Genomic DNA, 26,145 nt, shown 5'->3' with positions numbered 1-26,145 from the left:
AGTTGAGGAGTCAATACAGGTATCCATTGACTTCTCCCTCATATGTAAAAGGTTAATAGTTTGATTTATTTTTATGGAGGGGACCTCTATGTTAAAAACGATCAATCAGCGGATTGCTCTTATTTTATTTTTGTTAGCTGCAGGTTATTTAATCGTAAGCTACCAACTTCCATCCTTTCCTTACACACCTGTTGATGCAGATGTAATTCCGAAAGGACTAGGTTGGCTGTTAATTGTGTTATCTGTGGCACTTTATTTTTCTAAAGACTCTGAAACCGAAGAGCAAAAGTCGAGGCGTAATATTCCTAAGAAAGAATTACTCATGATTTCTGCCGTATTTTTAATGGTGTTTGGTTATATTGCTTTATTTGAAATAATGGGCTTTATTGTTATGACGGTTCTATTTATTTACTTTTGTACCTGGTTTTTGGGTTATAAAAAACATGTGATTAATGTTATTGTATCTATTTGTTTTTCATTATTTATGTATGCGATTTTTGTTTATTTATTAGGGATCAAATTACCTCAAGGAATTATACCAATATAAAGGAGGGTAGCATGTATGGGAGCTTTTGAAGGAATTATGACCGGATTTTCAGTAGCTTTTAGTTTAGAAGGGATATTATTTGTATTAATTGGTGTTTTTGTCGGAACATTTATCGGAATGTTACCGGGGTTAGGACCAATTAGTGCAATAGCAGTAATGATTCCACTTACATATGGAATGGAGCCTGCTCCTGCAATAGTCATGATGGCTGGAGTTTATTACGGGGCTGTATTTGGTGGTTCCACATCTTCTATTCTATTAAATGCACCTGGCATCTCTGGAACAGTAGCAACATCATTTGACGGATATCCAATGGCACAACAAGGAAAAGCTGGTAAAGCACTAGCAATAGCTGCGATTGCTTCTTTTACAGGAGGTACAGTAAGTGTCATTTTACTTATGATTATGGCACCTGCATTAGCAAGTGTAGCCATTGCCTTTGGGCCCCCAGCATATTTTGCCCTTATGTTCTTAGGGTTAACAGCTATATCAAGTTTATCTGAAGGTTCGACCATAAAAGCCCTTATTTCAGCATTAGTAGGATTTATGGTGGTAACGATTGGGATTGACCCACAAACAGGTACCCAACGTTTTACGTTTGGAAATATCAATTTATTGGAAGGAATTGATTTTTTAGTTATTGCATTAGGATTATTTGCGGTGGCAGAAGTATGTTCGTTAATCATAAATCGGAATGATAAGTCCTTAGGTAAAACACAAAATATTGGAAGTTTAAGACTAACAAAAAGTGACTTTAAAGAAATGAGGGGCCCACTTGGAAGACATTCCATTTTGGGGTTTATTATTGGAATCTTACCTGGAGCTGGAGCGACAATTTCCTCTTTTATAAGTTATATTGCAGAGAAACGACTTTCAAAAAATCCTGATGAGTTTGGAAAAGGATCGATTAAAGGCCTTACAGCCCCAGAAGCATCCAATAACGCTGCAACAAGTGGTGCTTTTGTGCCGCTGTTAAGTCTTGGTATTCCGGGTTCTGGTACGACAGCAGTTCTATTAGGGGCACTGTTAGTATTAGGAATTCAGCCTGGTCCGTTATTAATGACAGAAAATCCAGAAATTTTCTGGGGAGTTATTGCAAGCATGTATGTAGGGAATATTTTTCTATTAGTCTTAAATTTACCGTTAATCCCTTATATCGCTAAAGTTTTGAAAATACCTCGCCCAATGTTAATTTCATTGGTCCTTATGTTTAGCTTAATTGGGGTTTATTCAATTAGCTTTAACACCTTTGATCTATACTTGTTACTTATCTTTGGTGTTCTTGGCTTTTTGATGCGACTCTTTGCATTTCCTGCTCCACCCTTTATTCTCGCTTTTATTCTAGGGGGGATGATGGAGCAGTACTTTAGACAATCATTAACCATTTCAAATGGGGATTTAATGATTTTTCTAAAAAATCCACTTTCTGTATCATTGCTAATTGTATCTTTATTATCCTTTGCTATACCGATTTTGAGACAAAGAATCAGCCGAAAGAAAGTAAATGCAGACAAATCTACAAGCATGTAAGACGGAGAAGCTCCAACAATATCGTTATTTAAAGGATATTGTTATTGTATTCGGTATTATAGGAGGTTATTTTCTATCTAAAGATGCTTTGTCTCACCTATTTACGAATGACCAATTACTAACATTAGCATTGTTAATCTTTGCCGTTTATTTATGGACACTTGCCCCGATTCCAACGGGAATTTCTAGCTTTTTAGTCATTGGAGGGATGTTGGCATTAGGGTTAGTTTCTACAGTAGAGGAAGCGGTAGTTGGATTTCTTTCATCTGCTCTCTATTTCATTCTCGTACTATCTTTAATCAGTAAAGCATTAGCAAAAGTAGGCATGGATAATGCAGTAGCAAGATTGTTGATTAAGTTGAGCAAGGGTGGTGCTCACTATATCATCATTGGGCTCCCCATTTTTATTGTATTACTTCCTATTTTCTTACCATCTGCTGTTGCTAGATTCCAAATTTTTTTACCTTTAGTTAATAGATTGAATGAGTACTATGGATTCGGAGAGAAGAGTATTTTCAAGAAATATTGTATGTATGTGATTGGAATGCTGAATCAAAATGCAACGATGATAATTTTTACTGGTGGAGGCTTCTCGGTATTAGCGTACCAGCTAATACAGGATTTTAATGTAGCCAATCTTAGTTGGTTAGGCTGGTTTTTACGAATTGGGCCACCTCTATGGTTGGCAATGGTGATTGTTGCAGTATCTGTTTGGTTTTTTTTAAGGATGACAACCCCGAAAGAGGATTGGCTCTTAAAAAAGGATATCAATTTGCAATTGGAAGATGAGAGAAATGAGTCTATACCACCACGCTTTTGGGTTGTGACAGGAACTTTTTTACTCATGATTTTAACATGGATCTTTACGGATCACGATCGGATTCCACTTGTTCTACCGCCAATGTTATTAGTTGTTTTTTATGCACTACCAAAATTGAATTTAATCAATAATGAAACATTACGGAAATATGATTGGGAGAATTTTTTACTACTAGGTTCATCTTTTTCATTGGCGCTATTAATAGAGACGAACGGAACTGCTAAGGTTCTTGCATCACAATTAATGAGATTGATCCCAGGTGATGCGAATGTTCTTTTTAATATTTTTCTGATTGCATTACTGGTATTTTTATTACGATTCTTATTTACTTTGCCATCCTCTGCAATGGTCGTCATTTTTCCCATTGCTGTGTCTTATGCAGAATTAATGGGGGTAGCACCATTAGGATTAGCGTTCTTAGTTGTGATGATTATTGGTGGAATGATGGTGTTACCTATTCATTCACCAACCACTTTCTACGCTTATGAGACAGGAGTTTTCAGCAAAAAAGAGCAATATTCAATCGGAGCTTTATCCAGTATTGTCACATTGATTGTGGCTGTGCTCGCTGCAACATTTTACTGGTAAAACAAGGAGGAATATAATATGGAAAATGTATTGGAAAACAAGACACAAAAAGCAGATGAAGTATTAATCAGAATTGCTGATTATGCCTTGACTGGAGAGATAACAAGTGAGGACGCTATTGAGACAGCGCGCTACGTATTATTAGATACACTAGGTTGTGGATTTCTAGCGTTAAGATATCCTGAATGCACAAAACATTTAGGACCGATTGTTCCTGGGACAGTTGTACCGAATGGAAGTCGAGTTCCAGGTACACAATTTGAATTAGACCCTGTTCAGGCAGCCTTTAACATTGGAACGATTATTCGTTGGCTCGATTACAATGATACATGGTTAGCAGCAGAATGGGGCCATCCATCAGATAATCTTGGTGGTATTTTAGCAACAGCGGATTATTTAAGTAGAAAATATGTAGCCGAAGGAAGAGAGCCTTTAACGATGGATGAAGTGTTAGTAGCCATGGTTAAAGCTCATGAAATCCAAGGGGTGTTAGCTCTAGAAAATAGTCTGAATCGAGAAGGGTTGGACCATGTCTTATATGTCAAAGTAGCTACCACAGCAGTAGTGGCGGCAATGCTAGGAGGCTCAAGAGAGCAAGTGATAAATGCGATTTCTAACGCTTGGATTGATAATTCAAGCCTCCGTACATATCGTCACTTTCCAAATACAGGGTCTCGTAAATCTTGGGCAGCTGGGGATGCAACAAGTAGAGGTGTAAGGTTAGCATTAATGGCTGTTAATGGAGAGATGGGATATAAAACAGCCCTTTCCGCAAAAGACTGGGGTTTCCAAGATGTTCTTTTTGGTGGTAAGGAATTAAAGTTAGCGAGACCGTTTGGTTCCTATGTCATGGAAAACATCCTGTTCAAGATCTCTTATCCAGCAGAATTTCATGCACAAACGGCGGCGGAATGTGCTGTTGAACTGTATCCAGATGTCCATCAACGAATAGATGACATTGATAAAATTATGATTACAACTCATGAGTCAGCGATTCGTATTATTGATAAAAAAGGTCCTCTGCATAACCCCGCAGACCGTGATCATTGTATTCAATATATTACGGCAATTGGCCTTATTTACGGAGATATTACAGCCGATCATTATGAGGATGAGGCTGCATCAGATCCTAGAATCGATGCTCTTCGGGATAAAATGGTAGTAGTGGAAGAAGAGCGTTATACAAAGGAATATTTAGATCCAGAAAAACGCTCTATTGCTAATGCGGTACAGGTATTCTTTAAGGATGGTACAGCAACAGAGCAGATTGCTTATGAGTATCCATTAGGACATCGCTTCCGAAGAGATGAAGGGATTCCGAAATTATTAGAAAAATTCACTTTCAATCTGGAGACTCGTTTTCCGAAACAACAAGCAAAAAGAATTTACACTTTGTGTGAAGATAGCAACAAGTTAAAACAAACAAATGTTCATGACTTTGTTCAGTTAATGATGATCTAATCGAAGGATTGAAGGAGGGATTTGAATGAGTTGGTTAACAGAAAAGCAGTCCTCCCAAGAGGAACTTGCACAACAATTTCGTGAAAAAATGGGGGCACCAACTATTTTAAAAATTCCTGGTGTACACGATGGTATGGCAGCACTAATGGCTAAAAAAGTAGGATTTGATGCTTTATATCTATCAGGAGCAGCGTATACAGCAAGCCGTGGTTTGCCTGATATAGGTATTGTAAGTTCAGATGAAGTGGCAGCTCGTGCAACGGAAATTATTAGGGCGGCGAATTTACCCCTATTGGTTGATATTGATACTGGATTCGGTGGAGTATTAAATGTAGCTCGTACTGCAAAGGAAATGGTGGAAGCTAGGGTAGCGGCCGTACAAATAGAAGATCAAGAACTACCAAAAAAATGTGGTCACTTAAATGGTAAAAAATTAGTTTCAACAGAAGAAATGTCTCAAAAAATTATAACAATAAAGGAAGTTGCTCCATCGTTAGTTATTGTAGCTCGTACAGACGCATACGGTGTAGAAGGATTAGAACAAGCAATTAAGCGAGCAAAGGCATATGAAGAAGCAGGAGCAGATGCTATTTTTCCAGAGGCATTATCGACGGATCTGGAATTTCAACGTTTAAAGGAAGAAATCACGATTCCGTTACTTGCTAACATGACAGAATTCGGAAAAACTCCATATTACTCTGCTGATGAGTTTAACTCATTCGGTTATAGCATGGTTATTTATCCAGTGACTTCTTTACGAGTAGCAGCAAAAGCGTATGAGCGAGTTTTTGAGGAGATTTATCATAAAGGTACCCAAAAAGATCGGCTAGAAGATATGCAAACACGCAAAGATCTTTATGATACGATTGATTATTACAATTATGAAGAACTAGATAAAAAAATTGCGAAAACCGTATTGTGAAATAATGGGACACTCCGTGAAAAGAGTGTCCGCTTTTTTACGATTTGAATAAGTTTTCTAAGTATTGCCGAGCGGATACTTCGTTTTTTAAATTTATTTCAGCACGAATCTTATCATTGTGTTCTTTTTCTCTACCTTTTTCTAATACATGAAGGGCTTTTTTCTGTGGAATGACGATAACCCCATCTGCATCGCCAATGATGTAATCACCAGGGGATATGGTAACTCCTCCACAGGAAATAGGAACATTGATTTCACCATTGCCATTTTTATGACTAGCAGAAACTGTTGTACCTTTACAAAAAACAGGAAAATGTAAATTCTTCATGCCAAGGATATCACGAATAACCCCGTCAACAATTATGCCAGCAAGCCCTATTTTTTGTGCTAGGCCAATCACAAAATCGCCAGCAATCGCTCGGTATGTATCTCCTTTGGCATCAATTACAAGGACATCTCCGGGACGCGCCTCTTTAATGGCCTTTAAGACGATTTCATTGTCACCTACAGGAATTTTTACGGTAAAAGCTTTACCAACCACCTTGTATTCCTCTCTTAATGGTTTAATTTGAGCATCTAGATTATTCATTCCATTCATCGCATCGAAAAAGGCAAGTAGTGGGGAGTTCATTGAACTGTTGTATCAAATTTTTCATTTTGTATCCCTCCAGAGTGAATTTAACGTATGGCTAGGGGAAGACGGTTTAGCAAATAGGATAATTCTAATGTAGTATTTTTTCACACCAATGAAAAATAGAAAAATATTATCGTCAAAGATAGGTAAAAGTTATAGCAGGGGAGTAGGATGATGGAAAATCGAGATTGGATTATTTTACGGGATCTCTACGAAAAGAGAAATATTACAAAAACGGCAGAAAGTTTGTTCATTTCACAACCTGCTCTCACGAATCGACTCCATCATATTGAAAATGAGTTTCAAGTAAAAATTGTGAATAGAGGTCGAAGAGGAGTGCAATTTACTCCAGAAGGAGAATACTTAGCAAAGTATGCAATCGAAATGCTCCATAAATATCAGCAAACAAAAGAAGCTGTACAACATATGAAAAACCAAGTAGCTGGTACATTACGGCTAGGTGTATCTAACTTTTTTACGAAATATCAATTACCATCATTGCTTGAGAAGTTTAGAACGAGGTACCCTGAAATCGAGTATGAGATTGAAACAGGCTGGAGTAAAGATATGTATCAGGCTCTATATAATCAGGCTGTTCATATTGCATTTATACGAGGAGACTATGGTTTTATAGGAGAAAAAGAGCTTCTCTTTGAAGAGGAAATATTTGTAGTCTCCAAGGAGAAAATGGATTTGTCTAAGCTACCAGAAATGCCGAGAATTGACTATGAAACGGACGTATTATTGAAAGAGCAAGTAGATCAATGGTGGAGAGTAAATTATAAAGAGCCTCCAAACCGATTTATGACAGTAAACCAAGTGGATACTTGTAAAGAAATGGTGGTGAGTGGTCTCGGTTATGGTATTTTGCCGAGTATGATGATAGAGGAAGCAAAAGGTTTACATAAAGAGGTTCTCACAGCTGAGGATGGATCTCCAATGGTTCGAAAAACGTGGATGTACTACCATCCACAATCTTTGAAGACTACTGCTGTAAAAGCTTTTGTTGAATTTGTGAAAGAGGAGTATAGGTAAGAGGCTGGGTCAAAAAGTCGGTCTGGTTTGGAGTGTATAAATTTCATTGACTTGAGGATAAAGTGTTCGTATAAACAGTTGGCGTATCGGGTTGAAAAAATAACAGGAAAAATTCCCGTTAATGAGCAAGCATCATGAAAATGAGCCGACATAACAGGAAAAATTCCTGCTATTCCCTCAAAAAATGCCAAAATAAACGATTTTGCCCTCCATAAGCGGAAAATCTTCCGTTATTTCCCCTAAAACGGACTCCATCGAGGAGATAACAGGAAAAATTCCGCTTAAGGGTGAGAGGTGGTTGGAGCAAATAGGATCTTATTAGTAGAAATTTAGATTAACCTCAGTTCTGCCTATCCACCACTCAGTCTCACTTTTCGGGGCATAAAATGAAGGCCCTATTAAAGACAGTATCCGTATGAGGTGGTTGGCTTGGCAGCGAATTTGGACGAAAAAAACATGGACGAATTAAACCTTTCACTTCTGGTTGAGCATGAAATCGGTTGATTGTGCGGTAGCTTGGTTCATACAAAAATAAAGAAAGGTGAATTTGAATACCTTCAAATTCACCTTTCTTATGTCTCAGCCTCTTTTTTAATGCGAAATCTGCGTAACATAACTTTTTATTATGGATAAGTATCCATTTTTACTATTTTTCTTATATCTGGAACTCATTTACGATAAAAGTAAAGTTGCTCAAGGAGGTTTTTTCTATGTCACAATATACAATTCCGTGTGCTGTTTACCGTGGTGGTACAAGTAGAGGACTCTTTTTTCATGAACGGGATTTACCTAGCTCATTTAGAGAGCAAAGTCATATTTTTTTAAATGGGATAGATGCTTATAACCCATCTCAAGTGGATGGTCTGGGAAGTGGTACTTCACATACGAGTAAAGTAGTGGTGATTGGAGCTTCAGATATTGAAGGGGTAGATGTTAATTATACTTTTTATCAAATTGGAATAGGGAAGGAAATTGTAGATGGAAAAGGGACCTGTGGCAATTTAATGGCAGCAGCAGGGGCATTTGCTGTCGATGAAGGGTATGTGGAGATTCCAGAAGATAAAGTGGAGGTAAAAGTGACCATTTACAACACGAATATTAATCGAATTTTAAACATTACAGTACCAATCAAAAAAGAAAAGCAAGGGTATCAGGAAATTATGCAATGCCTGGACTTGTACGAGCGGGGGCAAAATACAAGGTGAGGATTATGAATCCAGGAGGAGGAAAGACGGGGAAAACTCTTCCAATTGGACGCCGTATTGTCATAGAAACAAAACAAAATGCGTATGAATCGACCTTTATTGATGTCGTTAATCCACTAATCTATGTGTCTAGTAAAGATTTAGGACTATTAGGAACAGAATTGAATGAAGAACTAACGGAGCGGAAGGAGCTATTAGAAGAGTTAGAGGAAATTCGTTGCCACGGGGCAGTTGCAGCAGGAATGGTCGGCTCCATAGAAGAGGCGAAAAGTACACAAGCCATACCGAAAATTGCCCTTGTCTCCGAACCACAGGACTATAAAACCTCTATAGGAAAACAAATTAAAAAATACGAGGTGGATGTCGTCGCTAAAATGCTTTCAATGGGAAAATTTCATCGTACGTTTGCAGGAAGTGGTCTATATAACTTAGCAGCGGCTGTAAAAATATCTGACACAGTTCCGAATGTTAACTCCACTGTCAGTCGAGAAAAGAACACGATACGAATCGGCCATCCAGAAGGAATAGTAGAGGTTCAGGTGGCATTATCAGAGGATGGTGAAGAAGTTCAATATGTTGGACTAGAAAGAACAGCTAGAAGGATTATCAAAGGTGACTTGTATGTGCCGACTTTTAAAGGAGGGGAGTAATGTGGAATCAAGCTTTCATACGGAATCTACCTTTAAACTCAATGATAAAATGTACCGATTTTATCGGTTAAAGGCTCTTGAAGAAGCAGGTCTTGGCGAGGTATCTAAATGGCCATTTTCTATAAAAGTACTAATGGAATCAATGGTGAGGCAGTTTGATGGTAAGTATATTGAGCGAAAACATATTGAAAATCTAGCCAAATGGGGTACAAAAGATATCGATGAAACGATTGAAATTCCTTTTAAACCATCCAGAACGGTGTTGCAGGATTTTACTGGGGTACCGGTAGTCGTTGATTTAGCATCATTACGAACGGCGATGGTAGAAATGGGGGGGAATCCAGAAGAAATAAATCCAGAGATTCCAGTAGATTTAGTTATCGATCACGCAGAACAGGTGGAAAAGTTCGGTTCTAAAGAAGCGTTATCATATAATGTAAATCAAGGCTTCCAGACAAACATAGAGCGCTATCGCTTTTTTAAATGGGCAACAGGTGCGTTTAAACGTTTTCGAGCAGTGCCCCCATCAACAGGAATCATCCATCAAGTGAATTTGGAAAATTTAGCGTCTGTCGTTCATGAAGTTCAAGGTGAAGATGGGCAATACGTGGCATATCCGGATACGGTCTTTGGGACAGATTCACACACTCCCATGATCAATGGGCTTGGTGTTGTCGGTTGGGGTGTTGGAGGAATTGAAGCTGAAGCTGCTATGCTGGGGCAACCATCTTATTTACCTATTCCTGAAGTGATTGGTGTCCGATTAAAAGGAGAGCTTTCAGTTGGAACAACAAGTACCGATTTAGCACTTTATATGACGAATTTACTTCGAAAGAAAAAAGTGGTGGGAAAGTTTGTAGAGTTTATGGGTGAGGGGGTTAAAAATCTTTCATTAGCTGATCGAGCAACCGTTTCGAATATGTCTCCAGAGAACGGGGCGACGATCACCCTTTTTCCAATTGATGAGGAGACCATAAGCTATCTTCGATTATCGGGTCGTAGTGAAGAGCATGTTCAATTAGTTGAGGAATACAGCAAAAGAAACGGACTCTTTTATTCTAGTGAAAATGAGGATGCTCATTATACGGAGATGATAGAAGTCGATTTATCTCAGGTTGAAACGAGTTTAGCTGGCCCTAAACGACCACAGGATTTGATTCAATTATCCAAGGTGAAAAGTAATTTCATACATGCGATAACAAATGAAGCAGGCCATCATGGATATGGATTAAGTAGTCATGAAATGAATAAGGAAGTGGAAATCTCCCATCCGAATGGAAAAACATCGACTCTTAAAACAGGATCCATCGTTATAGCTGCCATCACAAGCTGTACTAATACATCCAATCCCACGGTTATGATTGGAGCAGGATTATTAGCAAAAAAAGCAGTTGAGCTGGGATTGAAAGTTCCTTCGTACGTGAAAACGAGCTTAGCCCCAGGTTCTCAGGTTGTCACGAAGTACTTGAAGGATAGTGAATTACTCCCATATTTAGAGAAGCTAGGCTTCTATTTAGTTGGCTATGGCTGTACAACATGCGTGGGAAATTCTGGGCCTTTACCTATCGAAGTTTCCCATGCGATTGAAGAAAATAATTTGATTGTCTCAGGCGTACTGTCGGGCAATCGGAATTTTGAAGGCAGAATCCATCCTTTAGTAAAAGCGAATTATCTAGCTTCTCCCCCCTTAGTGATTGCCTATGCAATAGCTGGAGAGATTACAATAGATATGAAGGAAGAGCCACTTGGAAAAGATCGTAACGGTCGGGATGTGTACTTAAACGATATTTGGCCAACAGATGAGGAAATAAGAGCAGTCATTCGTCATGTAGTTACTCCCTCGTTATTTAAGCAACAAAATGAGCTTCTTTTTCATAGTAATACAAACTGGAATGAATTAAAGACAGTGAACGGATTACTGTATGAATGGAGTGAGCATTCCACCTATTTACAAAATCCCCCTTTCTTTGAAAACATGTCATTGGAGCCTAAAGAGATACAACCACTAAGTCATTTGCGATCTTTAGTAAAGCTAGGTGATTCTATTACAACGGATCATATTTCTCCTGCAGGTGGTGTGATTCCAATAAATAGTGTAGCTGGTCAATATTTAAAGGAAAAGGGAGTGAATTCTCAGGAGTTAAGTTCCTATGGAGCAAGAAGAGGAAATCACCATGTGATGATCAGAGGAGGATTCTCAAATATCCGATTACGGAATCAATTAACTGCGGATAAAGAAGGGAATTGGACTGTGTATTTTCCTACTGGTAAAGAGATGACCATCTATGATGCAGCCATGAAATATAAAGAAGATGGAATAGGTTTAGTCGTAATTGCTGGTGGAGATTATGGAATGGGCTCATCCCGTGACTGGGCTGCCAAAGCAACTCATTTGCTAGGCGTTAAGGCAGTGATGACAGAAGGCTTCGAGCGCATTCATCGTAGTAATCTAGCATTAATGGGTGTGCTTCCATTGCAGTTTAAAAATGGTGAAAATGCTGATATATTAGGGTTAACAGGAAAAGAACAATTCCATATTGCCCTTCATAATAATGTGAAACCAAATCAACTTGTTGAGGTAACAGCTATAACAGAAGATAATAGTAGCTTTAAATTCGAGGTAATTGTTCGTTTTGATAGTGAAGCAGAAATTGAATATTATCGAAACGGTGGAGTTTTACAAACCGTTTTAATGCAGAAGTTGGGGAAGATAAAAACATAAATATTCGATTAGTAAAAGTCAAAAGTTTTTTACGACTGTGATAATTCAATATTTGATAGAAAGTTAGGTAAAAGAAGGTTAATGGAAATGGAATTTACCGAAGAAACACATTCATTGATTCTGAACTTTTACAAAATAAGATGCGATGTTGAAGGAATAACAATAATGTATATTGAAGTATCTACATCTTAGTTAAACTACACTATAAATGCAAAAACGCTTGGATACATATCCAAGCGTTTTTGCATAAAGTGCTAGAATGGTAAATGCTATTTGTGATATTAATTGGTGTTTTCTTCACGATAAGGGAACTATTGAAATGGAGGATAAACCGTTTTTTGTGAAATGATTAAAATTTTTGAAGGGAAATTAGCAGTTGAGGTCGTATTGAGAGATTATTGAATGATTTAAATGGGATAGGGATATACATGAGTCACCTCTTAATATTTGAGGAATGGACTTGAGAAAAAATTGGTCCATGATTATTTTAAAGGAGGATGCAAAATGAAAACAATCAATTTAGCAGTTGTTCCAGGAGATGGTGTTGGGAAGGAGATCATGCCTGAGGCTGTAGAGGTGTTGACAGCTATTGCAGAAGTACACGGGGGTCTTAAATTCAAATATGAATGGTATCCATATAGCTGTGAGTATTACATAGAGCATGGAAAAATGATGGATGATGATGGGTTAGAAAAACTGGGGAACCATGATGCGATCTTTTTAGGCGCAGTAGGGAATCCAAAACTAGTTGCTGATCACGTATCTCTATGGGGATTATTGCTTCCGATTCGTCGTGAATTTGAGCAGGTTATTAATATTCGGCCAGCTAAATTTATTCAAGGGGTAACCTCACCATTAGCGGAACCAAGTGAGTTTGATTTTATTGTCGTTCGGGAAAATAGTGAAGGTGAGTATAGTGAAATTGGTGGTAGGATTCATAAAGGTGAAGATGAAATGGCCATTCAAAATGCAATTTTTACCCGCAAAGGGACGGAAAGAGTGATGGATTATGCATTCCAATATGCGATGCAGAGGAAAAGACATCTTACGAGTGCAACGAAGTCGAATGGTATTTTTCATTCGATGCCATTTTGGGATGAAGTATTCAAATCGATGGCAGAACGCTATCCGGAAGTAGAAACACAATCGATTCATATTGACGCTCTTTCCGCCTTTTTTGTGACAAGACCTCAAACATTTGATGTAGTGGTGGCTAGTAATCTATTTGGCGATATTTTAACCGATTTAGGAGCGGCTGTTATGGGAAGCATCGGCATTGCACCAGCAGCCAACATTAATTTGAATGGTAAATATCCTTCGATGTTTGAACCAGTGCATGGCTCTGCGCCTGATATTTTTGGTAAAGGAATCGCAAACCCAATTGGACAAATCTGGACCGGAAAAATGATGTTGGATCATTTCGGGGAACAAGAGCTAGCAACAAAACTACTTAACATAATTGAAGAAGTTGTAGCGGATGGATATAAAACACCTGATATTGGTGGAACACCAACGACGAAGGAAGTATCGAATGAAATTTTAAAAAGAATTAAGATGCTTTAAGGGTAGGACGGCATCTCATCAAAATGAGAAGGTGACTTAGTTGGGAGTTCCAAAGGTTCACATAAATGAAACAGCAAGGGAAAAGGGAATCGTACGTTTCTTATTTTCGAAAAAAGCAATGGGTTTTCTACTCGCCATATTACTATTTGTTGGCATGTATGTCGGCTTACCTGAAAGCTTTCATCAGTCAGCAAGATTAATGATCGGTATTGTTTCTAGCGCCATTGTATTATGGGCACTGGAACCCATTCCATTAGGGTTAACTTCGATATTGACGATTATTTTTATGCTCATTTTCAATGTTGTTCCAACCGATGTCGTATATAGTGGTTTTGCTTCACCGGCTGTTTTTTTAATCATCGCTGGAATGATGTTAGCTAGGGCTGTTAATGAAACACCGTTAGCGAAAAGGATCACGTATTTTGTTTTGGCAAGATGGGGCGGGAATGCGAAAGGTTTATTAGCTAGTATTCTCGTAATCCCGCAAATTCAAGCTTTTTTTATCCCTGCCGTTGCTGTTCGGACCGCATTGATCTTACCGATTGTTGTAAATGTTCTTGATATGATTAAGGCAAAGCCAGAAAGTGATTTACGGAAAATGATTATGCTTGGAGTCGCTTTTGGCAGCACCGTGAGTGGAACGGCTGTGATGACTGCGGCAATCGGAAATATTCTCGCAGTTGAGCTACTCAATGAATTTACAGGGATTACGATTACTTATTTTCAATGGTTCCTTTATGCATTGCCAATTTGGTTAATCTTAATTCCTGCTGTTTGGATTTTACTTATGAAGCTTTTCCCTTTAAAGAAAGAGGAAGCTGATTTCCCAGAAGTACAGAAACAAATGAAGGAAAGGGCAAAAGATTTTGGCAAGATGGATAGCAGAGAAAAAAGATGCCTCATCATCCTCGTTTTTATTGTTGGATTATGGATGACGGAGCCTTTGCATGGACTTCATCCAAGCATTCCAGCACTGATTGGAGTTGCTCTGATGGCATTGCCGGCAATAGGCTGTGCCTCTTGGAGTAATGTTGTAAAGATTAACTTTGATACAGTGTTAATGTTAGGAGCAACCTTATCGATTGGCTATGCCTTAAATGAATCAGGAGCGACTTTATTACTTGGGGAAAGCTTAAGTGCGGGCTGGATTATTTCGTTGATGGCTAATCCTATCATTGCGGTGATTTTTATCCTTTGTATTACGCAAATTTTTCATTTGGCTATGTCCAATGTGTCAACAGCTGTCGTTGCACTCGTTCCGATTTATATTGGTTTAGCAAATCAAGCGGGGACAGATCCACTAGTGATTGTCTTTAGTGCGGCACTTGCATGTTTGCATGGCTATATTTTAGTTGTAGAAGCAATGCCAAATGTACTTGTCCACAGTACAGGACAAATTAAGCAACAAACCTTTTTATTACCAGGATTCTATATGACGGTCATTATGACAGCAGTGACAGTTATCGTGGCGTTAACCTGGTGGCAATGGCTAGGCCTCTTATAAAATAAAGTTCTAGGGAGAGAAATAAATGGAAATTGTTGAGATAAGAGAAATGGCAGTACCGAGTTTACCTGATGTCCCTGGAGTAGGTTTTGAGGGGAAAGCCGATTTGATTAAATTGCCGCGAACATTAGCAGACTAAATAGTGCCCAGCTGAGGTTTTTCCTTAGCTGGGTTTTCTTATATTATAGCTATTATGAGATAATGTATTTAAAACTTCATGAAAATGTAATAGATCATCCATATCTATAAAGGGTAAAATAAAAAGTGGAATATTTTTAAAATATAAAACGAATGTAGAATTGTTTTCATAAGATTACAACACGGGGAATGAAATATGAATAACATCGCAAACAATACATCAAAAAAATAATAAAACGATATAGTAAGATAACCTTTATGTTCTTAACCATGGTGTTATTATTGAGTTCGTTTTCAAATAATAAAACGTTCGCTGCTGAATTAGTGGAAGAGCCTTCGATTATGAGTGAAGCAGCAATATTAATAGAAGAAAGTAGTGGGAGAGTCTTATTTGGTAAAAATTCAGATGAGATTATGTATCCAGCTAGTTTAACGAAAGTCGCTACTGCGATATATGCAATCGAGCATGGGAACTTGGATGCTATTGTGACAACGAGTGAAAAAGCTAGAAATGTCGATGGAACGAGAGTGTATTTAGAAGTGGGAGAGCAAGTTACACTTAAGAAGCTTATTCAAGGGTTGCTCATTAATTCAGGAAACGATGCTGGAGTAGCAATTGCTGAATATATGCATGGCACGGAGGAAGAATTTGCCCGTAGATTAACGGAGTATTTAAAAGAGATTGGATTGACGGACACAAATTTTATGAACCCTCATGGATTATTTGATCCAGAACATACGACTACGGCGAGAGACCTAGCCCGCCTTACACAATATGCAATGCAAAACGAAGTATTTCGTGAAATTTTTGGTACGACAGAGTTAAAATGGGATGGCGAAGGCTGGGATACAACGATTTATACGCATCATCGCTTAATGCTAGATCCCCCATATGAAGGGATCACAGGTGGGAAAAATGGTTATGTCAATCAATCAGGTCAGACCTTAATTACAACGGCAAAAAGAGGGGACATGTCTGTTATAGCCGTCGTTTTAAAGGGAGCAACACAGAGAGAAATCTATAATGACACAGTGACGTTACTTGATTATGCCTTTGCTCATTTTCATTTTGCATCTATTCCTAAGGGAAAAGAGTTTCCATTGGGTGAGCGGATATTTATCACAAAAGAAAAGCATTTATTTCCAATCTCCGATGGGGAAGAGTTTAAAGAAGAAGTGACTAGCGACGGTCTTTTAAAAATTGAGAACCAGAATGAGGAAGAGATTGCTCGATATCCAATGACTGAATTAGACATCCCTGAAATCCAAACGACAACGGTACAAGAATCTAATCTAGTCGTAAAAAAGGAAGAATCGAATAAATTAAACGCCTTCATGATTATTTCCATCATGATGATTCTTGCTGTCATTGCATTCCTGAAAAACCGGAATCGCAGGCGTCGCCGAATGAGGAAGTTTTGACGACTATTAATTGTTTCATATAGGTGGATTCTTTTAATGAGTACAAGTGAGAATATAAAAGAACGTTATAACCGCATTACAGGGATATATGAAATGATGGATAAAATGATTAAAGAGATGGAGGGTATCTACTCCTGAAGCATAAGGGATGGACTCTGCTAAATTAGCAGAACTTTTTAGTCAAATGGATGAATGGTATCCAACGATTAGTTATATAGAAAAAAGGAGTCAAAGTGGAAAATAATGCTTGGATTTCTTGTATGTTTTAGGTTACTTTTTTTTCTCAAAAAGTATAAAGTGGGAATCATAAAATGGTTAAAATGCAGTAGGGGCTTCCTATTGTCTAGTCAATCTCTCTATCTCTGTTTCTACTTTGAAAACTCTTTTATTTAAAACTTCGATTTTATCATCAACATGGTTTACAATTTTATCTGTGTATAAATCTAAACTTTCAACAAGGTTCTTTTGTAACTTTTCTAGCCCAACTTCTAGTCTGTCCTGTCCTTGTTTCAAATCATTAACGTCCACTTTCAATTCATTAACATCAACCCGTATCTCATTAACGTCTCCTTTCACTTCACTTATGTCTACTCGCATTTCTTTCAGTTCATTTAAAATTTGATTTAAAATTTCTTCCACAGATTTCTCTCCTTTCTTCTTGTTCTTAACAATTATTATACCATCCATTTATTATCTATTAAATAAGGTTGTAAAAAGTTCATATTATAGGAATGGTAGGAGCGTTTGAATGGACAATTATTTTTAATAACGCTTATTTGTTTAGATGAGAAATGTTAAAATAATTCTAAGTTTTAATTGGAGGATTATGGTAATATAGAGGCAGAGCCGTGAAAAAATTCCACTTAAAAAAGGAGGGAATACAATTGGAATTTAAAATTGGAGATGGAGTGACTCTTGCGTTACCCCCATTACATATTACGATTATCGGACTGATTATTCTTTTCTTTTTAATAAGATGGGGAAAGCAATTAGATACAGGGCGTTATAAAGTTTTCTTTTATTTTTTGATTAGTGCTTATGCCGCTCCAATTTATTCTCAGAGTACAAAAAATGGGGAATTTCAACTGTGGATCCCATTGGGATTTTTGGTTGTTTTTTTGTATTTATACCGCAGTAAAAGCTATCACCCATCTAAAATGAAAGCAAGTTTATTAGGACTTTCCATCGCGATCTATCAGATCATTGTCCATTATATTAGTTAGTTTATTAGATCGTTCCTAAATTCTTTTGCTAAAAGAAAGTGAAAAAAACGATTACGATTAAATTATACAACTGAGAGTAGGGAAGAGTGGATTGAGCGTAATCATTTAATGTTCAGGACGTCTTTGATTGGACTGCCTAATTTTAAAATTACCTTTCTTTTAATTTTTGTGTTGAAATAATTAGCTATTATTCTGAACTAGACGATTAATATGAGATGGAAGATAAGAGAATTCCTGACTGAAAACCATTCGTATAACCTTATAAGGGCAATTATTTTAAAATAGGATTCAATCATTCTTCAAAAGAAGGAGATACTACCATTGAAAAAAGTATTTAAAATCCTAATTATTGTATTCATTTTCCTTACCTTGTTCGGTGTATATGCTGTACATAAGGTGAAAACAGTATTTAATGACTTTGCCACCGACTTAGTGAACGAAAGGACATTGAATCCCATTAATATGGAACTACTTAGCGAAAATTTTAAGGGGATGGAGATTAAGTTTGAAAAAGAAGATCGGGCTTCAGTGGAAACGATTAAAACGATTTATCCAAAAGTAAAAGAAGAGTTAGACAAGTTATATGGAAGTAATTCTGATAAATTGACTGTTATTGTGTATACAAATGAAGAGGACATTCAAGATGCTTCAAGTTCTGAGAAATTAAGCGGGTATTACCTTCCGTTTAATGATTCAATGCATCTCATGAGTGAAAAATTATTGCCTGGCTATAAATTTGAGGAGCTATTCGATCATGAGTATGCTCATTATAGAACGGATCGCTTTTTAGAAGAACATGGAATCTCTGTTGAAAGTGTACCCACTTGGTTTAATGAAGGGATTTCTGAACTAATACAATACAGGAATACGGATGTTAATATTGATTTAGTAGAAAAAATCGCTTTTGAAGATCTAATTACAAATACTTCTTTTCATAAAGAAAGAGATGGGCAAGCTGACCCGTATCTCCAAAGTTATTTTGCTGTAAAAGAACTTGTTGATCAATTCGGAATGGCAGTTGTTCCTGAAATTTTAGTAGCTTTAAAGGATATGGATTTAGAGCAAGCTCTTAGTCAAATAGTAGGGATGAATAGCGAAAAATTATTGAGTAGTTATATAGAAAAAAGAGACGTCATTACCGAGTTATTGAATCAAGCTGAGGAGTACCAAGTTAACGAAGATTATATGATGGCTCAGCATATTTATGAAGAGGTACTTCGGCTAGAGCCAAATAATCTTTCTGTCAGTAGAACTATGCCGCATATATTGGTAAAGCAATCTAAACTGTCAGAAACAATGACGATGTTAAAAAGTAAGGAAGAATTAGAAGTGTATGATCTTCAAATGTTGGCTGAAATTTTACTACTAAGTGACCTGAAAGAATCTCTAAAATATACGGAAATGTCCGAAGAAAGGATAAGAAAGAACATTTCAGATAGTACATTTACATCCCCTTTTGGTGATGCGATTCGGCAAAATATTTCTGATCCAGTTAGTGCTTATCTCGAAATAATAAATAAAGACTTAATCATGTACGAAGAAATAGTAGTCCAATTAAAGGTAAAATTAAAGGAAATGTATCCAGACGATCCACGTGTTCAAAATTTGTAAAGTGAAGTTGGTGGTGATTCTATGGAAGTTTGGGATATATATGACAAAGATAGGGACAAAACTGGCAAATCTCACGTACGGGGGAATCCACTAGCAATGGATGAATATCAAATTGTTGGCCATGGGTGTATAGAGAGGAGTTTAAATAACGCTGAGAAGACCGAGGAGAGTAACGATGTTCAGAAATACGAATTATTTAAAAATGGGAAATGAGAAACAAAAGAGGGCCTTTGCGGCAATTGAATCTTTAGGGATTATGAAACAACTATCTGAGTATAATCCTACACTTTGTGGGACGTTGCCCATCGAAATGGATATTGAAGGTTCGGATTTAGATATGATCATGGAAGTATATGATTTAAAACGATTTGAAGAAGAGTTAAATATATTTTATCGTGAGAACGAAAATTATAGAATAAAACAACTTATAATAAGAGAGCAGCCAGTCGTAAAAGCAAATTTTATTTTTGAAGGATTTGAATTTGAACTGTTTGGGCAACCGCGGCCGATAGAAAGCCAGTATGCGTATCTTCATATGTTAATAGAAGATGCCGTTATCAAGGAGTTTCCGGAAGTGAAGGCAAAAGTCATATCCCTTAAGCAACAAGGCTTCAAGACTGAACCAGCTTTCTGCCAAGTGCTAGAATTAGAAGGAAAAGATCCTTATGAGAGTCTTTTAACCTTTGGTAGAAATATGGGGTATATTTAACGTTAAAGATCGGATCCAGTGTGGTATTTTTACACATAGGTCTATCTGAAAACAAGCAATTAACTTTGTAAATTATGTAAAATACATACGAAAACCAATAACGATTAAAAGCACTGAGAGCATTTGAATAACCATCTTATTTGGAATTCGTTGGGACAAACGAACACCAATTTGTGCTCCTATGATTACACCAATACCACCCCATAGGACTGTCAGCCAATCGATATTGCTATAAAATATTTGTGAAATGACTCCAATCGTTGAATAAAGAGAAAGTGAAAAAATAGAAGTGGCTGTTGCATAATGTGCTGTGACTTTAAACAAATAGATGAGAATTGGAACGAGAAGCCAGCCACCACCGATCCCAAGATAGCTAGATAGTACTCCCATGAGGAAACCAAGTGGAAGCAATCCTTTTATTGGTAGATGTGGGTTTTCAATGGACATTTTTCCCGCCGTATTCTGCTCCTTGCTAACAGAAGTAGTGCTTTTCTTTGGAAAGATTTTAAACGGCGAATTTTTCGCAAATAAAAAAATACCGAGTGCAACAAGTACAGTTGCGAAAATAACATAGAAATAACTAGATGAATATAATTGGAGCAACCAAATTCCTAGCATAGAGCCTGGAAATGCACCGATCCCTATGATAATTCCTGTTCGATAATTAATTTTTTGTTGTTTGGCATATCCGAGTACTCCGGATAAGGCGTTAATAAACACAATGACAATCCCTGAGGCAGACGCCACAATAGGGTCCATATGAAATAATAGAAGCAGTGCTGGTACGAATATAAATCCTCCACCTGCACCAACAATGGTTCCATAACCGCCAGCAATCATTCCTACAGAAAGAAGTAGCAATCCAGTTGTTATTTCCATCAGTGACTCCCTTCTATATTGGTATTTTTGGCCTTCAATTTTACCAGTATCTCTTCTGTGACTACTATTGAGTTAAAAGAGCCTTATCTTTAAATTACCAGAAGTAATAAGATCTGCATATTAAGATTATTTTATAGCCTATAAACAAATGGAATACCCGCCATTCAAAACGTGAATATTTTATACAATAAGAGAAGTTGACGACATAAGCAATTGAGTCGTTTCAACAATGTAAGTAAGACTTTCTGTGGAAATAAATGATGAATTTTGAGTAAGTGCACAAAAAATGAATGTAAATAAAAAGGTGGAACTGCAAACATGAATCTTGAGAATTTAAAGATGTTTTGCTGTGTCGTAGAAGAAGGTAGTATCAGTAAAGCAGCAAGAAAAGGTTTTGTAACACAGCCAGCGGTAACACGACAAATTCATCAATTAGAAGAGTTGTATGGGACATTGCTATTTGAAAGAACAGAGGGGAAATTAGTACTGACTGAAGCAGGTAAAGTGCTCTACCCTTTTGCGAAGGAAATGGTTGAATACTTAAAAAGATCACATGAGGCATTACAGGAAATAAAAGGGGAGCGAGAGATTTCACTACATGTAGGTGCTAGTCAGACGATAGGTGAATATCTATTACCGGGTTTACTGGGGAGTTTCGGAAAACGTCATACCGATCTTAAATTTAATTTAACGATTGCTAACACACCAACCATTTTAGAAAAATTAACCAACAATGAAATTGATATTGCTTTGGTAGAAGGTACAGTGAAAAATTCAGATTTTATGATTGAAAAGTTTGCTGAAGATGAATTGATTCTAATCGCTCCTTTTAATCACCACTGGAAAAAGAGAAAAATGATTGATATTGAGGAACTACTCAATGAGAAAATAATTTTGAGAGAAGAAAACTCAGGAACTCGTTTAATCGTAGAAGAGGCCTTAAGAAAAATGGCTATTCTGGATCAAATTGAAGTTTCGATGGAACTCGGCAGTATGCAGTCTATTAAAAGTGCTGTAGAGGCTGAACTAGGGATTAGCATTCTCCCTAAGCTAACAGTATTAAATGAATTAAAATATGGAACGCTGTGCGAAATTAAAATTTCGAACTTCCAAATAAAAAGAGAGTTGTGGTTAGTGCAAAAAGAGCATCGCTTTCAAAAAACAGGGGTAAGATCTTTTATTAATTTTATTCGAATGAATAAGGAAGAACGTGGTTGTTAGCTTGAATATGTTCAATGAAGTAGAGCGATATTCAGAATTTAATGGAACAAAAGATTTACCCTCAGAATTTGCGAAATACAAAGTAAAGTATGAAGAGGCACCTGTTTATTTAGGAGATGTAAAAAAATGAGGGACTAGAAGCGAACTTTGTTCAATCATAATCGAGTGTTGTGAGGAATTAGCAGCAGTAGAGTGTACCCAATCAAGCAATTTGACTAATGTATTGTAAAAAAACGTAAGGAATAAGTTGGAATTTTGTTCACAGAGATTTTATTAAGCTGTAAATGTATCACTAAACGCCATTAACATCCCTTTACTAGAATACAGTTGAATACATATTCTAGATAGGAGATGGGAAAGGTGAACAAAAAATTACTAGTAGGTGCAGGGGTTGCGTTCACGTTATTGTTTAATCCATTTAGCCAAGCGTCAGCGGGAGAACTATCAGTAGGAGAAAGAAAGCAGATGGATAATGTAGCGCACCGTGGTGCTTCCGGTTACGCACCAGAGAACACAATTGCTGCTTTTGATTTAGCGGTTGACATGAAAGCAGATTATATTGAAATCGATGTGCAAAGAAGTAAAGATGGTGAACTCGTATTAATCCATGATACAACAGTGAATCGTACTACAAACGGAACTGGAAATGTCAGGGATTTAACCTTTGAACAGCTCCGTAGCCTTGATGCAGGAAGCTGGTTTGGGGAAGAATTTGCTGGAGAACGACTCCCAACATTTGAAGAAATTCTTGATCGTTACCGCGGAAAAGTAGGAATTTTAATTGAATTAAAGGCACCTGAGCTTTACCCTGGTATTGAAAAACAAGTGGCACAAGCATTAAAAGAGCGTAACATGGATAAACCGAAAAATAATAAAATCATTATCCAATCCTTTAACTTCGAATCTATGAAAATTTCGAATGAGCTGCTACCTCGAGTTCCAATCGGTGTGTTAACATCTAATCGTGCCCATACTACGGCAGAGGCTTTGGAAGAGTTTTCAACGTATGCTGATTGGTTTAATCCGAGCTATGGAATCGTAACGGAAGAGCTAGTGAACCAGGTTCATTCACTTGGGATGAAAATGGGCTCATGGACAGCACGTAGTCAAGAAGCGGTGGATTTCCTTTTTGAAATGGGAGTTGACGCTATTATTACGGACTATCCAGATTATGTAGACCCAAGAAAATAGCTCTTAGTAGAGATTTCTGAAAAACTTAAAAAGCAAGAAGAGAAAAGCGACTGCTATTCTCCTCTTGCTTTTTTGTTGTTTCAATTATGATCTGGATACATTTTTCGGACAGGATTGAGAGAGTAGTAGTGAGTTTTGTCCGAATCCGGTTCATATTCGGACAGGAAAGAGGAGAGAGTAGTAGGGATTGTCCGAATCCGGTTCCTATTCGGACAGGAAAGAGGAGAAAGTAGTAGGGATTGTCCGAATCGCGCACATATTCGGACAGGAAAGAGGAGAGAGTAGTAGGGATTGTCCGAATCCGCTTCCTATTCGGACAGGAAAGAGGAGAAAGTAGTAGGGATTGTCCGAATCGCGCACATATTCGGACAGGAAAGAGGAGAGAGTAGTGAAGTTTGTCCGAATCTGGTTCATATTCGGACAGGAAAGAGGAGAGAGTCCGAATCGCACGCATATTCGGACACCAATGAGGAGTGAGCAGAGACAAGCTGTCCAAATTACGCTACAGTGCAGACAGAGCTTTCTTTTAATTTGCTGTATTCTGGGAAAAGAGCACAGCAATAATATAACGGTCATTTTGACTAGCGCCGCTGTAAAATATATAGTAGAAAATAGGGATTCTAGTAGTGAATTTTCAAAGAAAATGTTAAACGACAAAGGGGTTTGAAACATATTTATGGGAGGGAAAGCATGGAGATTTTTGAAAAATATTTAGCGGGTATCGACCATCCTGAGCAAAGGGAACGGACAGAGGAAATTTTGACATGGATAATGGAAAAATTTCCGAATTTAAAACCTGAATTCAAGTGGAATACGCCGATGTTTTCTGATCATGGTACATACATCATTGGTCTATCAATAGCGAAACATCATCTAAGCATTTCACCAGAAGAAGCGGGTATCGAACAATTTGCAGATGATATTAAACAAGCTGGTTACAGTGCGACAAAAGGCTTGTTTCGAATTCCTTGGAATGAACCAGTCAATTATGATCTATTAGAGAAAATGATTGCGTTTAATATTGAGGATAAAGCTGATTTTACAAAGTTTTGGCGTTAAATAGAAAAAAGAGTGGTGTTTAATTATGACGATTCGTAATCCAAAGGTCGAAGATTTTTTGAATAATGCGACACAGTGGAAAGAAGAATTTGTGAAATTGAGAGAGATGTCCCTTGATAGTGGACTGACAGAGGATTTTAAGTGGATGCATCCTTGTTACACACTAGATGGTAAGAATATTTTTTTATTTCATGGATTTAAGGAGTATTGTGCGATACTTTTTCACAAAGGTGCTCTATTAAAAGATAAGCATGGAATCCTGATCCAACAAACTGAGAATGTGCAGGCTGCACGCCAGCTCCGTTTTACCAATCTACAAGAAATCATTGATTTGGAGCCTGTTATAAAAGAATATATGAAAGAGGCGATTGACGTTGAAAAGGCTGGATTGGAAGTAACCTTAAAAGTGAAAAGCGAATATAGCGTACCAGAAGAATTAGAGAAAAAATTCGCTGAAATGCCTAAATTAAAGGAAGCTTTTGAAGGGTTAACACCTGGAAGGCAAAAAGGATATCTTCACCATTTTGCCCAAGCGAAGCAGTCAAAAACGCGGGAGACAAGAATTGAAAAATCGCTGGAACGTATTCTCATGGGAAAAGGGTTAAAGGATTGTATTTGTGGATTATCTAAAAGAATGCCTAACTGTGACGGCTCTCATAAAAATGCTTAATAAAATACCTTTTGGCCTTGGCTGAAAGGTATTTTTAAAAGGAATTTCAGGAAAAAAACCGAATAGTTATAACATGAATCCATTTAGGGGGAATAAAATGACAGATTCAATTTATGATCAGTTGAATAAATGGGATGTGGATGATGAGTTTTTTCTGCGAATCATTGAAAAAGTAAATCCTGAGACGATCGGAGATCTTGGATGTGGTACGGGGAGGTTAACGATTCCTTTAGGAGAGAAAGGATATAGAATGTCTGGTTATGATCCTGATGGGGGAGCGATTCGGGAAGCAATAAAGAAAGACATCAACGAATTCATTGATTGGCATATTGGAACAGCGAAGGATATGCCAACGGAAGTTTATGATATGGTGATCATGACGGCACATGTTGCCCAAGAGATGATTGGTGATGAAGAGTGGCAGTCTACTTTACATGATGTATATAGAACATTAAAAAAGGACGGGTACGTAACATTCGATTCGAGAAATCCTATGAAAAAAGGGTGGGAGGACTGGACATATGAAAAGACGAGGAAGCTAATTTCTGTTCCTAAATCGGATTCGCAGGCAGAGCATTGGCACGAATTTCAAAGCATCAGCAACGGGATTGTGACTTTCAAAACAAGTTTAAAAGAAGTGAAGACTAACCAGATAATTGCTGAGGAATACAGTCAGCTAAGTTTTAGAACCCGTGCCATGCTCGAAAATCAACTAAAGAAAGCTGGCTTTGGACATATCGAAGTGTTTGGGGACTGGGAATTTTCCAATGCAACCGATATGAGTAAAGAATTTATCGTCCTTGCGAAGAAATAGCTCAATATGTATTTTAACTTTCGAGTG

The 26,145-nt window shown here is 37.4% G+C and carries 26 protein-coding genes and 1 pseudogene; 24 read left to right on the top strand and 3 right to left on the bottom strand.

What is annotated here, in order from left to right; genetic code table 11:
- Positions 1 to 88: 88 nt before the first annotated feature.
- Genes BMSHG_RS20635 through prpB form a run of 5 tightly spaced genes read left to right on the top strand, consistent with a single transcriptional unit; the run spans position 89 to position 5,868 of the window.
- Positions 89 to 547, top strand: coding sequence for a tripartite tricarboxylate transporter TctB family protein (locus BMSHG_RS20635; protein ID WP_019156377.1), 459 nt, complete (start codon positions 89 to 91; stop codon positions 545 to 547).
- Positions 548 to 562: 15 nt separating this feature from the next.
- Positions 563 to 2,077, top strand: coding sequence for a tripartite tricarboxylate transporter permease (locus tag BMSHG_RS20630; protein ID WP_019156376.1), 1,515 nt, complete (start codon positions 563 to 565; stop codon positions 2,075 to 2,077).
- Positions 2,052 to 3,485: an SLC13 family permease gene (locus BMSHG_RS20625; RefSeq protein ID WP_019156375.1), complete on the top strand. Its 1,434-nt coding sequence runs from the start codon at positions 2,052 to 2,054 to the stop codon at positions 3,483 to 3,485. The genes BMSHG_RS20630 and BMSHG_RS20625 overlap by 26 nt, the downstream gene beginning before the upstream one ends.
- A gap of 18 nt (positions 3,486 to 3,503) precedes the next feature.
- Positions 3,504 to 4,946 (top strand): bifunctional 2-methylcitrate dehydratase/aconitate hydratase, encoded by a 1,443-nt coding sequence (locus BMSHG_RS20620; RefSeq protein ID WP_019156374.1) that lies wholly within the window; start codon positions 3,504 to 3,506, stop codon positions 4,944 to 4,946.
- Between the two features lie 25 nt (positions 4,947 to 4,971).
- Complete coding sequence (gene prpB / locus BMSHG_RS20615) at positions 4,972 to 5,868, top strand: methylisocitrate lyase (RefSeq protein WP_019156373.1); 897 nt, start codon at positions 4,972 to 4,974, stop codon at positions 5,866 to 5,868.
- 37 nt (positions 5,869 to 5,905) lie between these two features.
- Here the strand turns inward: prpB and BMSHG_RS20610 are convergent, their stop codons facing one another.
- A complete protein-coding gene (locus BMSHG_RS20610; RefSeq protein WP_019156372.1) occupies positions 5,906 to 6,499 on the bottom strand; it encodes an RraA family protein in 594 nt (197 codons plus the stop codon).
- 177 nt (positions 6,500 to 6,676) lie between these two features.
- Here BMSHG_RS20610 and BMSHG_RS20605 point away from each other — a divergent pair, with 177 nt between their 5' ends.
- The 8 genes from BMSHG_RS20605 (at position 6,677) to BMSHG_RS20570 (ending at position 16,741) form a co-directional block, all read left to right on the top strand.
- Positions 6,677 to 7,537, top strand: a complete 861-nt coding sequence (locus BMSHG_RS20605; RefSeq protein ID WP_019156371.1) for a LysR family transcriptional regulator — start codon at positions 6,677 to 6,679, stop codon at positions 7,535 to 7,537.
- 710 nt (positions 7,538 to 8,247) lie between these two features.
- Positions 8,248 to 8,742, top strand: a complete 495-nt coding sequence (locus BMSHG_RS29345; RefSeq protein ID WP_026073561.1) for a PrpF domain-containing protein — start codon at positions 8,248 to 8,250, stop codon at positions 8,740 to 8,742.
- A complete protein-coding gene (locus BMSHG_RS29340; RefSeq protein ID WP_213083607.1) occupies positions 8,703 to 9,392 on the top strand; it encodes a PrpF domain-containing protein in 690 nt (229 codons plus the stop codon). The genes BMSHG_RS29345 and BMSHG_RS29340 overlap by 40 nt, the downstream gene beginning before the upstream one ends.
- Before the next feature lies 1 nt (position 9,393).
- Entirely contained in the window at positions 9,394 to 12,114 is a 2,721-nt protein-coding gene (acnA, locus tag BMSHG_RS20590; RefSeq protein WP_019156370.1) for an aconitate hydratase AcnA, read from the top strand.
- 48 nt (positions 12,115 to 12,162) lie between these two features.
- Positions 12,163 to 12,306: a hypothetical protein gene (locus tag BMSHG_RS29545; RefSeq protein ID WP_455342374.1), complete on the top strand. Its 144-nt coding sequence runs from the start codon at positions 12,163 to 12,165 to the stop codon at positions 12,304 to 12,306.
- A 312-nt stretch (positions 12,307 to 12,618) separates the two neighbouring features.
- Positions 12,619 to 13,677 carry a tartrate dehydrogenase gene (locus BMSHG_RS20585; protein WP_019156369.1) on the top strand — a complete coding sequence of 353 codons (1,059 nt, stop codon included), beginning with the start codon at positions 12,619 to 12,621 and terminating at the stop codon, positions 13,675 to 13,677.
- A 40-nt stretch (positions 13,678 to 13,717) separates the two neighbouring features.
- Complete coding sequence (locus BMSHG_RS20580; RefSeq protein WP_019156368.1) at positions 13,718 to 15,181, top strand: SLC13 family permease; 1,464 nt, start codon at positions 13,718 to 13,720, stop codon at positions 15,179 to 15,181.
- 420 nt (positions 15,182 to 15,601) lie between these two features.
- Entirely contained in the window at positions 15,602 to 16,741 is a 1,140-nt protein-coding gene (locus tag BMSHG_RS20570; protein ID WP_019156366.1) for a D-alanyl-D-alanine carboxypeptidase family protein, read from the top strand.
- Positions 16,742 to 17,077: 336 nt separating this feature from the next.
- Here the strand turns inward: BMSHG_RS20570 and BMSHG_RS20555 are convergent, their stop codons facing one another.
- Entirely contained in the window at positions 17,078 to 17,380 is a 303-nt protein-coding gene (locus BMSHG_RS20555; protein ID WP_019156363.1) for a hypothetical protein, read from the bottom strand.
- 245 nt (positions 17,381 to 17,625) lie between these two features.
- Here BMSHG_RS20555 and BMSHG_RS20550 point away from each other — a divergent pair, with 245 nt between their 5' ends.
- From BMSHG_RS20550 to BMSHG_RS20535, 5 genes and pseudogenes are all read left to right on the top strand, one after another.
- The gene (locus tag BMSHG_RS20550) at positions 17,626 to 17,964 is read left to right on the top strand and encodes a hypothetical protein (RefSeq protein ID WP_019156362.1); all 339 of its coding nucleotides are present in this window, start codon (positions 17,626 to 17,628) and stop codon (positions 17,962 to 17,964) included.
- 57 nt (positions 17,965 to 18,021) lie between these two features.
- Positions 18,022 to 18,144 (top strand): annotated as a pseudogene (locus tag BMSHG_RS29480) (DUF5316 family protein); the annotation flags it as partial.
- Between the two features lie 141 nt (positions 18,145 to 18,285).
- On the top strand, positions 18,286 to 19,575 hold the full coding sequence (locus tag BMSHG_RS20545) for a tetratricopeptide repeat protein (RefSeq protein WP_019156361.1): 1,290 nt from the start codon (positions 18,286 to 18,288) through the stop codon (positions 19,573 to 19,575).
- 21 nt (positions 19,576 to 19,596) lie between these two features.
- Positions 19,597 to 19,788 carry an NUDIX hydrolase gene (locus BMSHG_RS28495; RefSeq protein WP_019156360.1) on the top strand — a complete coding sequence of 64 codons (192 nt, stop codon included), beginning with the start codon at positions 19,597 to 19,599 and terminating at the stop codon, positions 19,786 to 19,788.
- Positions 19,751 to 20,284, top strand: a complete 534-nt coding sequence (locus tag BMSHG_RS20535; protein WP_019156359.1) for a DUF4269 domain-containing protein — start codon at positions 19,751 to 19,753, stop codon at positions 20,282 to 20,284. Before BMSHG_RS28495 ends, BMSHG_RS20535 begins: the two co-directional genes overlap by 38 nt.
- A 72-nt stretch (positions 20,285 to 20,356) precedes the next feature.
- On the opposite strand, the gene BMSHG_RS20530 is transcribed toward BMSHG_RS20535, so the two are convergent.
- Complete coding sequence (locus BMSHG_RS20530) at positions 20,357 to 21,163, bottom strand: sulfite exporter TauE/SafE family protein (protein WP_019156358.1); 807 nt, start codon at positions 21,161 to 21,163, stop codon at positions 20,357 to 20,359.
- A gap of 318 nt (positions 21,164 to 21,481) precedes the next feature.
- Here BMSHG_RS20530 and BMSHG_RS20525 point away from each other — a divergent pair, with 318 nt between their 5' ends.
- From BMSHG_RS20525 to BMSHG_RS27220, 6 genes are all read left to right on the top strand, one after another.
- On the top strand, positions 21,482 to 22,384 hold the full coding sequence (locus BMSHG_RS20525; protein WP_019156357.1) for a LysR family transcriptional regulator: 903 nt from the start codon (positions 21,482 to 21,484) through the stop codon (positions 22,382 to 22,384).
- A 1-nt stretch (position 22,385) separates the two neighbouring features.
- Entirely contained in the window at positions 22,386 to 22,514 is a 129-nt protein-coding gene (locus BMSHG_RS29335) for a hypothetical protein (protein WP_262362303.1), read from the top strand.
- Positions 22,515 to 22,744: 230 nt separating this feature from the next.
- A complete protein-coding gene (locus BMSHG_RS20515) occupies positions 22,745 to 23,575 on the top strand; it encodes a glycerophosphodiester phosphodiesterase (protein WP_019156355.1) in 831 nt (276 codons plus the stop codon).
- Between the two features lie 690 nt (positions 23,576 to 24,265).
- Positions 24,266 to 24,634 (top strand): iron chaperone, encoded by a 369-nt coding sequence (locus tag BMSHG_RS20505; RefSeq protein WP_019156353.1) that lies wholly within the window; start codon positions 24,266 to 24,268, stop codon positions 24,632 to 24,634.
- A gap of 25 nt (positions 24,635 to 24,659) precedes the next feature.
- Complete coding sequence (locus tag BMSHG_RS26610) at positions 24,660 to 25,304, top strand: YdeI/OmpD-associated family protein (protein WP_019156352.1); 645 nt, start codon at positions 24,660 to 24,662, stop codon at positions 25,302 to 25,304.
- Between the two features lie 97 nt (positions 25,305 to 25,401).
- Positions 25,402 to 26,118 (top strand): class I SAM-dependent methyltransferase, encoded by a 717-nt coding sequence (locus BMSHG_RS27220; RefSeq protein WP_019156351.1) that lies wholly within the window; start codon positions 25,402 to 25,404, stop codon positions 26,116 to 26,118.
- Positions 26,119 to 26,145 lie beyond the last annotated feature (27 nt).

Source organism: Robertmurraya massiliosenegalensis JC6 (assembly GCF_000311725.1).
In the GTDB taxonomy this organism is placed as follows: Bacteria; Bacillota; Bacilli; order Bacillales; family Cytobacillaceae; genus Robertmurraya; species Robertmurraya massiliosenegalensis.
Note: the sequence above shows the minus strand (reverse complement) of the source record. Positions and strands in the feature narration are given on the sequence as shown.

Bases quoted from the DNA above. Each gene is read 5' to 3' on its own strand.
- BMSHG_RS20635 (WP_019156377.1), top strand. From the start codon at position 89: ATGTTAAAAACGATCAATCAGCGGATTGCTCTTATTTTATTTTTGTTA.
- BMSHG_RS20630 (WP_019156376.1), top strand. From the start codon at position 563: ATGGGAGCTTTTGAAGGAATTATGACCGGATTTTCAGTAGCTTTTAGT.
- BMSHG_RS20625 (WP_019156375.1), top strand. From the start codon at position 2,052: ATGCAGACAAATCTACAAGCATGTAAGACGGAGAAGCTCCAACAATAT.
- BMSHG_RS20620 (WP_019156374.1), top strand. From the start codon at position 3,504: ATGGAAAATGTATTGGAAAACAAGACACAAAAAGCAGATGAAGTATTA.
- prpB (WP_019156373.1), top strand. From the start codon at position 4,972: ATGAGTTGGTTAACAGAAAAGCAGTCCTCCCAAGAGGAACTTGCACAA.
- BMSHG_RS20610 (WP_019156372.1), bottom strand. From the start codon at position 6,499: ATGAACTCCCCACTACTTGCCTTTTTCGATGCGATGAATGGAATGAAT.
- BMSHG_RS20605 (WP_019156371.1), top strand. From the start codon at position 6,677: ATGGAAAATCGAGATTGGATTATTTTACGGGATCTCTACGAAAAGAGA.
- BMSHG_RS29345 (WP_026073561.1), top strand. From the start codon at position 8,248: ATGTCACAATATACAATTCCGTGTGCTGTTTACCGTGGTGGTACAAGT.
- BMSHG_RS29340 (WP_213083607.1), top strand. From the start codon at position 8,703: ATGCCTGGACTTGTACGAGCGGGGGCAAAATACAAGGTGAGGATTATG.
- BMSHG_RS20585 (WP_019156369.1), top strand. From the start codon at position 12,619: ATGAAAACAATCAATTTAGCAGTTGTTCCAGGAGATGGTGTTGGGAAG.
- BMSHG_RS28495 (WP_019156360.1), top strand. From the start codon at position 19,597: ATGGAAGTTTGGGATATATATGACAAAGATAGGGACAAAACTGGCAAA.
- BMSHG_RS20535 (WP_019156359.1), top strand. From the start codon at position 19,751: ATGTTCAGAAATACGAATTATTTAAAAATGGGAAATGAGAAACAAAAG.
- BMSHG_RS20530 (WP_019156358.1), bottom strand. From the start codon at position 21,163: ATGGAAATAACAACTGGATTGCTACTTCTTTCTGTAGGAATGATTGCT.
- BMSHG_RS20525 (WP_019156357.1), top strand. From the start codon at position 21,482: ATGAATCTTGAGAATTTAAAGATGTTTTGCTGTGTCGTAGAAGAAGGT.
- BMSHG_RS20505 (WP_019156353.1), top strand. From the start codon at position 24,266: ATGGAGATTTTTGAAAAATATTTAGCGGGTATCGACCATCCTGAGCAA.
- BMSHG_RS26610 (WP_019156352.1), top strand. From the start codon at position 24,660: ATGACGATTCGTAATCCAAAGGTCGAAGATTTTTTGAATAATGCGACA.
- BMSHG_RS27220 (WP_019156351.1), top strand. From the start codon at position 25,402: ATGACAGATTCAATTTATGATCAGTTGAATAAATGGGATGTGGATGAT.